Annotated in this window: 10 protein-coding genes and 3 tRNA genes; 8 read left to right on the forward strand and 5 right to left on the reverse strand. The window is 71.0% G+C overall.

Annotation, left to right across the window (positions count from 1 at the left end; translation table 11 throughout):
• Window positions 1-182: 182 nt before the first annotated feature.
• Entirely contained in the window at window positions 183-677 is a 495-nt protein-coding gene (locus C5B96_RS10940; protein ID WP_104245402.1) for an inorganic diphosphatase, read from the forward strand.
• An 80-nt stretch (window positions 678-757) separates the two neighbouring features.
• Here C5B96_RS10940 and C5B96_RS10945 read toward each other — a convergent pair whose 3' ends face one another.
• Window positions 758-2,098: a M23 family metallopeptidase gene (locus C5B96_RS10945; protein ID WP_104245403.1), complete on the reverse strand. Its 1,341-nt coding sequence runs from the start codon at window positions 2,096-2,098 to the stop codon at window positions 758-760.
• Window positions 2,099-2,318: 220 nt separating this feature from the next.
• Between C5B96_RS10945 and C5B96_RS10950 the strand changes: the two genes are divergently transcribed.
• The 3 genes from C5B96_RS10950 (at window position 2,319) to C5B96_RS10960 (ending at window position 2,656) form a co-directional block, all read left to right on the forward strand.
• Window positions 2,319-2,394, forward strand: a tRNA-Glu gene (locus C5B96_RS10950).
• A gap of 54 nt (window positions 2,395-2,448) precedes the next feature.
• Window positions 2,449-2,522: transfer RNA gene (locus tag C5B96_RS10955), tRNA-Asp, on the forward strand.
• Between the two features lie 61 nt (window positions 2,523-2,583).
• Window positions 2,584-2,656, forward strand: a tRNA-Phe gene (locus C5B96_RS10960).
• Between the two features lie 40 nt (window positions 2,657-2,696).
• On the opposite strand, the gene C5B96_RS10965 is transcribed toward C5B96_RS10960, so the two are convergent.
• Window positions 2,697-3,815 carry a YafY family protein gene (locus C5B96_RS10965; RefSeq protein ID WP_104245404.1) on the reverse strand — a complete coding sequence of 373 codons (1,119 nt, stop codon included), beginning with the start codon at window positions 3,813-3,815 and terminating at the stop codon, window positions 2,697-2,699.
• Between the two features lie 109 nt (window positions 3,816-3,924).
• Here C5B96_RS10965 and C5B96_RS10970 point away from each other — a divergent pair, with 109 nt between their 5' ends.
• On the forward strand, window positions 3,925-4,386 hold the full coding sequence (locus tag C5B96_RS10970; RefSeq protein WP_104245405.1) for a VOC family protein: 462 nt from the start codon (window positions 3,925-3,927) through the stop codon (window positions 4,384-4,386).
• A gap of 61 nt (window positions 4,387-4,447) precedes the next feature.
• Here C5B96_RS10970 and C5B96_RS10975 read toward each other — a convergent pair whose 3' ends face one another.
• Both C5B96_RS10975 and C5B96_RS10980 read right to left on the reverse strand, forming a co-directional pair.
• Window positions 4,448-4,720 carry a DUF2277 domain-containing protein gene (locus C5B96_RS10975; protein WP_104245406.1) on the reverse strand — a complete coding sequence of 91 codons (273 nt, stop codon included), beginning with the start codon at window positions 4,718-4,720 and terminating at the stop codon, window positions 4,448-4,450.
• A 152-nt stretch (window positions 4,721-4,872) separates the two neighbouring features.
• Entirely contained in the window at window positions 4,873-5,157 is a 285-nt protein-coding gene (locus C5B96_RS10980; protein ID WP_104245407.1) for a GNAT family N-acetyltransferase, read from the reverse strand.
• 127 nt (window positions 5,158-5,284) lie between these two features.
• On the opposite strand from C5B96_RS10980, the gene C5B96_RS17390 reads away from it, so the two are divergent.
• Complete coding sequence (locus C5B96_RS17390; protein WP_158507167.1) at window positions 5,285-5,428, forward strand: hypothetical protein; 144 nt, start codon at window positions 5,285-5,287, stop codon at window positions 5,426-5,428.
• Between the two features lie 100 nt (window positions 5,429-5,528).
• Here C5B96_RS17390 and C5B96_RS10985 read toward each other — a convergent pair whose 3' ends face one another.
• Window positions 5,529-6,425 carry a glucose 1-dehydrogenase gene (locus tag C5B96_RS10985; RefSeq protein ID WP_104245408.1) on the reverse strand — a complete coding sequence of 299 codons (897 nt, stop codon included), beginning with the start codon at window positions 6,423-6,425 and terminating at the stop codon, window positions 5,529-5,531.
• 140 nt (window positions 6,426-6,565) lie between these two features.
• On the opposite strand from C5B96_RS10985, the gene C5B96_RS10990 reads away from it, so the two are divergent.
• Window positions 6,566-7,519: an aldo/keto reductase gene (locus tag C5B96_RS10990; RefSeq protein WP_104245409.1), complete on the forward strand. Its 954-nt coding sequence runs from the start codon at window positions 6,566-6,568 to the stop codon at window positions 7,517-7,519.
• A 179-nt stretch (window positions 7,520-7,698) separates the two neighbouring features.
• The coding region (locus tag C5B96_RS17610) for a DUF4232 domain-containing protein (protein WP_199176627.1) at window positions 7,699-8,388 on the forward strand (690 nt) is incomplete at its 3' end.

The raw sequence follows: 8,388 nt of genomic DNA on the forward strand, positions 1-8,388 counted from the left end.
GGTCGGCGGGCGGGACGTCGGGCGCGGGCGCGTGCGGGGCGGGAGCCTCGGGCAGCGCCACGAGCGCCACGAGCACCGCCCGGCGCACGTCGGCCACCGCCGGCGTGAGGCGCGGTCGGCGGTCGGCGGGGAGCATCCAGTAACGTTATTGCAGTTTGATCCATCTAGAAGGAGCACCCGCCATGGCCAGCTACGACGCCGTCATCGAGATTCCCAAGGGAAGCCGCAACAAGTACGAGGTCGACCACGAGACCGGCCGCGTCTACCTCGACCGCGTGCTCTTCACGAGCTTCGTCTACCCGACCGACTACGGGTTCTTCGAGAACACCCTCGGCCTCGACGGCGACCCGGTCGACGTGCTGGTGTTGCTCGAGTACCCGGTGTTCCCGGGCGTCGGCGTGAAGGTGCGCCCCGTGGGCGTCTTCAACATGTCAGACGAGGCAGGCATCGACTCGAAGGTCATCGCGGTTCCGGCGAAAGACCCGCGCTGGGCGCACATCACCGACGTCGACAGCATTCCGGCGCAGCTGCGCAGCGAGATCGAGCACTTCTTCGAGCACTACAAAGACCTCGAGCCCGGCAAGTGGGTCAAGACCGAGGGCTGGGGTTCGGCCGAAGACGCCGAGCAGATCATCCAGAACGGCATCACGAAGCTCGCCGAAGAGAGCGCGCACTAGATCGCGCTGAGCCCCCGCTAGATCACGCCGAGCCCCCGCTAGGTCACGCAGAGTCCTCGCTAGGTCGAACTGAGCCCCCGTTAGAAGCCGGTGCCGTACTGGCCGAGCACCTGGCGGGGGTTCTGGGCGGTGCCGTTCAGGCGGGTCTCGAAGTGCACGTGGCAACCGGTCGAGGCGCCCGTCGTGCCCGCCTTGGCGATGAGTTGGCCCTCGACGACGCTCCAGCCCGAACGCACGACGAGTGACGTGTTGTGCCCGTAGACCGTGGTGCGGCCGCCGCCGTGGCTGATCGTCACCGCGTTGCCGAGGCCGCCGTTCGAGCCGGCGAAGGTGACGGTTCCGGCGGATGCCGCGTAGACGTTCGCGCCGCAGGTTCCGCCGGGGCTGACCAGGTCGATGCCCGCGTGGAGGCGCCACACCGCATCGATCGGGTGGAACCGGTTGCCGAACTCGCTGGTCACCCGCGCATTCGGCAGCGGGCTGCTCCAGCCCTGGCCGCCGGGGCCGGTGATGATGGGGCCGGTCTCGCCGCCTGCGCCGCCGCCCCCGCCGCCACCTCCCCCGCCGCCGCGTGCAGCCCGTTCGCGCTCGGCTGCAGCGCGGGCCTCGGCCTCGGCGCGTGCGCGCTCTGCCGCGATGCGCGCCCGCTCGGCGACGCCCGCCTGGTAGTCGGCCTCGGTCGCCACGCGGTTCGACACCAGAACGTCGAGCTGGGCGGCGAGCTCGACCCTGCGGCTCTGCTCCTCGGCCAGCATCTGTTCGACCGCCTGCTGGGCGGCGGCCGCCTCGGCGAGCGCCTGTTCCGCCGCGATGCGCAGCCCGTCGAGCGCAGCCTCGGCCACCTCGGCCTGGCTCGCGATGGCCGCAGCGCTGTTTCGGCTCTGCTCGGCGGCCGCGTAGATGCCGGAGGTCTGTTCGGTGAGCTTGCTGAGGGCGCCGAGCTGGTAGAGCAGGGCATCCGCATCGCCTCCACCCGAACCGCCGAGCAGGGCAATCGACAGGTTCGAGCCCCCGGAACGCGCCAACTGTGCGGCGATGGATCCCGCACGCTGGCTGGATGCCGCCGCCTCTGCCTCGGCCTCCCCCGCCTTCTGGTCGAGCTCGTCGCTGACCCGCACCCCCTCGTCGAACGCGATCTGGGCCGTCTCGTACTCGGCCCCCCGCTGCTCAGACAGCGCCTGGGCTGCGACCGTCTCTGCCTCGAGCCCCGAGATCAGGTTCTGGATGCGCGCGATCTCGCCCTGCTTCGACGCCTCGTTCGAGCGGGCCGCGAGAACGTCTTCCCAGCTCGGGTAGTCCACGGCGCGGGCGGCCTCGGGCGCCAGAGCGTCACCCAGTACGAGAGCGAAGCTGACGACGGCGGCCTGCAGGAGGGCGCGGAGCGGTCGCCGGGGGCGAGCGGGGGCGGAGTGTTCTGTCACAGCGGTCTACCTGTCGAGAGGGGTGGGTCGGGCATCCAGAACCCACCGGCTTTCGGCCACCATAATCGCCACCACCGACACGCGGAACTCCCACGCCGACCGGACCGAACTGCACAGAACGCCCCCAGTTTCGGCGAGCGGACCCCGTCGCAGACAGTGAGCGTTCGTTCGATTGGCGAGGAGGGCTTCGGATGTGGCATACTCGTTGAGTTGTCAAAACGGCCCCATCGTTTAGCGGCCTAGGACGCTGCCCTTTCACGGCAGTAGCACGGGTTCGAATCCCGTTGGGGTCACCAGTCCACTAGGATGATCTGCGGCACTGTTTTACAACACAAAAATTTCACAAGTTTGGCCCTGTAGCGCAGTTGGTTAGCGCGCCGCCCTGTCACGGCGGAGGTCGCCGGTTCAAGTCCGGTCAGGGTCGCAAAGGTCGCGAAACCCTTCCCCCGGGAAGGGTTTTCGACTCTGAGGGGGTTCGCCCCTTCGGCTCTGTAGCTCAGTTGGTAGAGCGTTCGACTGAAAATCGAAAGGTCACCGGATCGATGCCGGTCGGAGCCACTGCCCTACTTCGAGGCTTCTACTTGGAGTAGGGCTTTTTTCATGCCCGGGCGGCGGTGGGCGCGGTGGTGTCGGGTGAGGCAGCGGCGGGCGCGGTGGTGTCTTCCGGGCACAGGTCGGGTAAGCGGTTGGCGGCGGCACCGCTCGCGACCGCTGTGAAGCGGCGGGCGAGGGTCGCGAAGGCCTGGGCGAGGTGCGGCGGGCCGACGACCTCGATCTCGGCATCGAAGCGGGCGAGGGTCGCCGCGAGGGCCACCCACGACCAGGCGCCGAGAACGACCCGGCAGCGGTCGCCGGGCAGCTCCTCGACGATGCCGTCGGCGAGGTAGGGCGCGACGTCGTGGGCGGGCAGCGCGAGAACGGCCTCGCCGGTGCACGGCCAGCTCAGGGAAGTGCCGTTCGACCCGCGGAACCGGCCCGAGACGAAGGTGCGCACGTCGCCGCCGGGCAAGTTGCGGGGTTCGAAGCGGGGCCCGGTGTGGGTGAGCGGGGTGATCCGGTCGGCGCGGAAGATGCGCCAGTCGGCGCGGTCGAGATCCCAGGCCACGAGGTACCAGCGTCCCGAGCGCGCGACGAGGTGGTGCGGCTCCGCGCGGCGGGGTGGCGGCAGGGTGCCGCCCGGCACAGAGACCGGGGTGGGCAGGGGCTGCGGCGCGCCAGCCTGCACCGACCGGGCGGCGGCGTAGTCGAAGCGCAGCACCTCCCTCGACCGCACCGCCGAGCCGAGCGCCACGAGAACGGCGGGGTCGACCGGCTTCTCGTCGACACCGCGCTGCTCGGGCACCGTCGCGACCTGCAGCGCATCGATGCGGTGACGCAGGCGTCCCGGCATGACCTGCCGCACGGTCGCGAGCGCCCGTGCCGCCGGCTCCTCGAACCCGGTTCCCGAGAGACCCACGGTCTGCAGGGCGACCGCGAGCACGACGGCCTGGTCGTCGACGAAGAGCAGCGGCGGCAGATTGGAGCCCGCTTCGAGCCGGTACCCACCGGCGGGCCCCTTGACGGACTGGATGCGGTAGCCCAGGTCGCGGAGCCTGTCGACATCCCGCCGCACGGTCCGATCGCTGATGCCCAACCGGTCGGCGAGAACCTGTGCGGGCCAGTCCCGTCGGGCCTGCAGGAGCGACAGGAGGGTGAGCAGGCGGGAGAAGGGGGCCATGCCTCCATTCTGGCTTCAGTACCGGACAGGAACTGACCGCTTCTGCTGGCAGTGTCGGGCACGCACGGGGAAACCTCCCCGGCAGACGCTAAGCAGAAAGACGATCACCATGACCGCATCCCTCGCCCCGCACCTCAACTTCGACGGCACCGCCCGCGAAGCCCTCGACTTCTACGCCGGCGTTCTCGGCACGCAGGCCGTCATCCGCACCTACAGCGAGTTCGGCATGCCCGCCGGGCTGCCCGACAGCGACAAGGTGGTGTGGGGGCAGGTCACGTCGGGCGACGGGGTGCGCATCATGGCGTACGACGTTCCGTCGCAGCAGGCCGCGGGGTCGGCATCCCAGCCCGGTTCGACCCGGCGGGAGAACGGGCTCACCGTCACCGACCAGGCCTACTTCCTGGCGCTCAGCAGCGCGTCACTCGCCGAGGTCTCGGCGCTCTGGGACGCCCTGGCGGTCGATGCCACGGTGCTCGAACCGCTCGCCGCGTCGGCCTGGTCGGCGGGATTCGGCATGCTCACCGACCGCTTCGGCGTCACCTGGGTGGTCGACGTACAGAGCGCTCCGTAGCCGGGGCGGGGCGCCCGGGTCGGGGCGCCCAGGGCGAGACGCCCGAGACGAGACGCCCGGCTCAGGCGACGGCGAAGCGGCGCGCCGATCGCTCCTTCGCCTTCGCGGCCTCGACCTCGCGGTCTTTCGGCGGCGCCGAGCTCACCAGGTCTTCGAGCAGGTGACCCGTGATGTGCGCGATCTCGGCGACGGCCCGGTCGAAGGCCGCCTCGTTCGCCTTCGACGGCTTGGTGGCCCCGCTGATCTTCCGCACATACTGCAGGGCGGCCGCGTGCACCTCGTCGTCGGTGGCGGCGGGCTCGAAGTTGTGCAGGGTGTGGATGTTTCGGCACATGCGACGACCTCCGGATGTCGGGCGGGCTCGATCTCGTTGTGAACAACGTACACATACCGCCGCCGGCCGGCAAGCGTCGCGCCGCGAGGGCAAGCGCCGCGCACTCCACGGCAGCCGCCGTCAACCGCAGGCACCCGCCCACGAACGAGCCGTCAGCGCGTGAGCAGACCAGCCCGCTCGGGGTGCTGGTCGAACCACTGGCCGACGTACCAGCACATCGGAACGACCCGGTGCGTCGTGTTCTGCTCCACATCGTCGACCGCGAAGGTGACGACCTCGTTCGCGAAACCCTGCGAACGGCGTTTCGGGTCGGTGAAGGTGTGCGTGAACGAGATGGAGTTGTCGCGCAGCACGTAGTCCGCCGCGCTCACGAGCGCCCCGTCGATGCGCAGCATGTACCGCTGGTGTTCGGTGTCGTTCAGGAGTTCTCGTGCCATGGCTTCAGCCTACGTCTGAGTGCTCGTCAGGAGCATCCAGAAACCGTACAGGCTGCGCACAGACCACGCATAGCCGTCTCGCTCACACTGAGGGAGAAGCAGGCAACGAGCACCCGGGGAGGGCACGATGAACAGGTATCTCACGGCGATCAGGCCGGCACTCTCGGTGCTCGGCATCGTGCTGTCAGTGGTGGTCGGCTACAACACCTGGTCGCAGATCGCCGCGACCAACCCCGATCAGACGCTGGTGCACGGGCAGCCCGTCGACTGACGCCTGACGCCCGACGCCTGAGGCGACCCCGACCAGACAGCACAGCCCCCGCCGGGCGAACCGGCGGGGGCTGTGCTGTCTGACGCGACGCGACGCGGCGTTACGGCGTGGGCATGCCGCCGTTCACGTGCAGCGTCTCGCCGATGACGTAGCTCGACTCCGGCGACGCGAGGAACACGTAGGCGGGTGCGAGTTCGGCGGGCTGGCCCCAGCGGCCGAGCGGCGTCTCTCCGCCGACGGTCGGCAGCGCCTCGGTCGGCTGGCCGCCCGCGGTCTGCAGCGGCGTCCAGATGGGGCCGGGGGCGACCACGTTCACGCGGATGCCCTTCGGCGCGAGCTGCTGCGAGAGCGCCTTCGAGAAGGTGTTGATCGCGGCCTTGGTCGTCGCGTAGTCGACGAGGGTCTCCGACGGCGCGTAGGCCTGGATCGACGAGGTGTTGATGATCGTCGAGCCCGCTGCGAGGTGCGGCAGCGCGGCCTTCGTGATCCAGAACATCGAGTAGACGTTCGTCTTGAAGGTCTCGTCGAACTGCTCGTCGCTGATCTCGGCGAGGGTCTCGCGGAACTGCTGCTTGCCGGCGTTGTTCACGACGATGTCGAGGCCGCCGAGGTCGGAGACGGCCTTCTCGACGAGTGCACGGCAGAATTCGGCGCTCGTGATGTCGCCGGGGAGGGCGACGGCCTTCTGCCCGGCCTCCTCGATCAGGGCGATGATGCGGGCGGCGTCCTCCTCTTCTTCGGGCAGGAACGCGATCGCCACGTCGGCGCCCTCACGGGCGTACGCGATGGCGACGGCGGCGCCGATGCCCGAGTCGCCACCGGTGACGAGGGCTTTGCGCCCGGCGAGGCGGCCGCTGCCGCGGTAGGTCTTCTCGCCGTGGTCGGCGCGGTCGTCGAGGTCGGCGTCGAGTCCGGCGCCCTCCTGGTACTGCGCCGACGGGGTGATGTCGGCGAACATCTTGGACGGGTCCTGGAACGTGTACTGGTCATCGGTCATGCTTCGACGTTACGGGGGATCACGCATCCGGGGTGAGGGGTTGCGCTTTGCCGCCCGCGGCAGCAGACGGCGGATCGAGAGCGCGGATGCCCGGCGGAGGCCGCGCCCTGAGTGTCGGTGGGCGCGGGTATCGTCGGAGCATGAGTGACATCGCCTCGCGCCTCGGGCTCGGCCTCGCCGCCATCGGCCGGCCCGCGTACATCACGGTGGGGCGCGGTGACGACCTCGGCGACGGCGACGACCGCTCCGTCGACGCGATGCGGGAACGGGCGCACCGTTTGCTCGAGGGGGCGTGGATGCTCGGCATCCGCTACGTCGATGCGGCGCGTTCGTACGGCCTGGCCGAACAGTTCCTCGGCTCCTGGCTCGCCGAGCATCCCGGTCGCCGTGACGAACTCACCATCGGGTCGAAGTGGGGCTACGAGTACGTGGGCGGCTGGCGGCTCGACGCCGAGGTGCAGGAACGCAAAGACCACGGCCTGCGGATGCTCGACCGGCAGTGGCCCGAGACGCTCGACGCTCTCGGGGGCGAGCCCGACGTGTACCTCGTGCACTCGCTGACGCCCGACAGCCCGGCCCTCGGCGATGCCGCGCTGCTCGACCGTCTGCGGCAGATCGCGTCGACCGGTGTGCGGGTCGGCTTCTCGACGAGCGGACCGCACCAGGCCGCGGTGATCGACGCGGCGCTGGCGCTGCCGGACTCGCCGTTCTCCGGGGTGCAGACGACGTGGAACCTGCTGGAGCCGTCGGCCGGCGCGGCGCTCGGGCGGGCGAACGATGCGCGGTGGCTCGTGGTGGTGAAGGAGGCGCTGGCGAACGGGCGCCTGACGGCGCGCGGGTCGGCGAGTTCGGGCGCCGAAGGGGCTGCGGCGCAGCTCGCGGCGGACGACGGACAGCCGCTCGCCGGGCTCGCCATCGGGGCGGCGCTGGCGCATCCGTGGGCCGACATCGTGCTGAGCGGAGCCGTCACGGGAGCGCAGTTGCGCGAGAACCTCGCCGCCCGCCCACCGAGCGTCGACGCCGACGCGCTCGCCGCCCTCGCCGAGCCGCCCGCCCAGTACTGGTCGGAGCGCAGCGCCCGCGCCTGGACCTGACCCCACCCCGTCTGTCGGCGCGCCGCCCGCCCACGTCCCGGCACCACTCGGACGGAGCTCAGCCGATCCGACGGGCATACGGCGCTGGTTTCGCTGAGCTCCGCCCGTACGGGAGGAGCACAGCGGACGCGGCGGCGCGTGGCGCGGCACGGGCGGGCAGGCAGCGCTAGCGTGGAGGCGTGAAGAAGCGACCCGTCATCAGCCTGCTCGCCGTCGCGGCGGCCGCCACCGCATTCGCCGTCAGCGGATGCGCGGGCGGCGGCGCGAAGCCGACCGTCACCGCGACCACCACCGTCACGAGCTCCCCGAGCGCGAGCGGCAGCGCCGCCCCCACCGGCAGCGGCACCCCCACCGGCACCGGCAGCCCCACCGGCACTCCGAGCACCGGGCCGACCCCGACCTCCAGCGGGCAGGTCGACCCGAACGCACCCGAGGGGCAGTGCGCCGACGGCGCGCTGGCGGTGAGCGTGGCGCCGTCCGAGGGAGGGGCGGCCGCGGGCTCGGTGTTCTTCGCCGTCACGTTCACCAACACGGGCAGCGCGTCGTGCAAACTCCGCGGCGCGCCCGGCGTCTCCGTCGTCGGCGACGGGAACGGCACGCAGCTCGGCAACGCGGCGGCGCGCTCCGGAGGCGCCTACGACGCCGCACAGACCGTCGCCCTCGCCCCCGGGCAGACCGTGAGCGCGCCGCTGCAGCAGGTCAACATCGGCAGCGACGGCGGCCCCCTCGCTGGCAGTTGCACGGTCGTGGCGGGCGACGGCTACCGCGTGTATCCCCCTCACTCCTTCACGGCGTTCTTCGTGCCGTCGGCCGGCATCTCGGCCTGCAGCAACGCCGTCGACTGGATGACCGTGGGCCCCGTCGCGGCC

This window comes from Subtercola sp. Z020 (assembly GCF_002931235.1).
Classification (GTDB): Bacteria; Actinomycetota; Actinomycetes; order Actinomycetales; family Microbacteriaceae; genus Subtercola.

Excerpts from the sequence above, each read along its gene's own strand:
- C5B96_RS10940 (WP_104245402.1), top strand. The coding sequence starts at position 183 with ATGGCCAGCTACGACGCCGTCATCGAGATTCCCAAGGGAAGCCGCAAC.
- C5B96_RS10965 (WP_104245404.1), bottom strand. The coding sequence starts at position 3,815 with ATGGCCCCCTTCTCCCGCCTGCTCACCCTCCTGTCGCTCCTGCAGGCC.
- C5B96_RS10970 (WP_104245405.1), top strand. The coding sequence starts at position 3,925 with ATGACCGCATCCCTCGCCCCGCACCTCAACTTCGACGGCACCGCCCGC.
- C5B96_RS10975 (WP_104245406.1), bottom strand. The coding sequence starts at position 4,720 with ATGTGCCGAAACATCCACACCCTGCACAACTTCGAGCCCGCCGCCACC.
- C5B96_RS10980 (WP_104245407.1), bottom strand. The coding sequence starts at position 5,157 with ATGGCACGAGAACTCCTGAACGACACCGAACACCAGCGGTACATGCTG.
- C5B96_RS17390 (WP_158507167.1), top strand. The coding sequence starts at position 5,285 with ATGAACAGGTATCTCACGGCGATCAGGCCGGCACTCTCGGTGCTCGGC.
- C5B96_RS10985 (WP_104245408.1), bottom strand. The coding sequence starts at position 6,425 with ATGACCGATGACCAGTACACGTTCCAGGACCCGTCCAAGATGTTCGCC.
- C5B96_RS10990 (WP_104245409.1), top strand. The coding sequence starts at position 6,566 with ATGAGTGACATCGCCTCGCGCCTCGGGCTCGGCCTCGCCGCCATCGGC.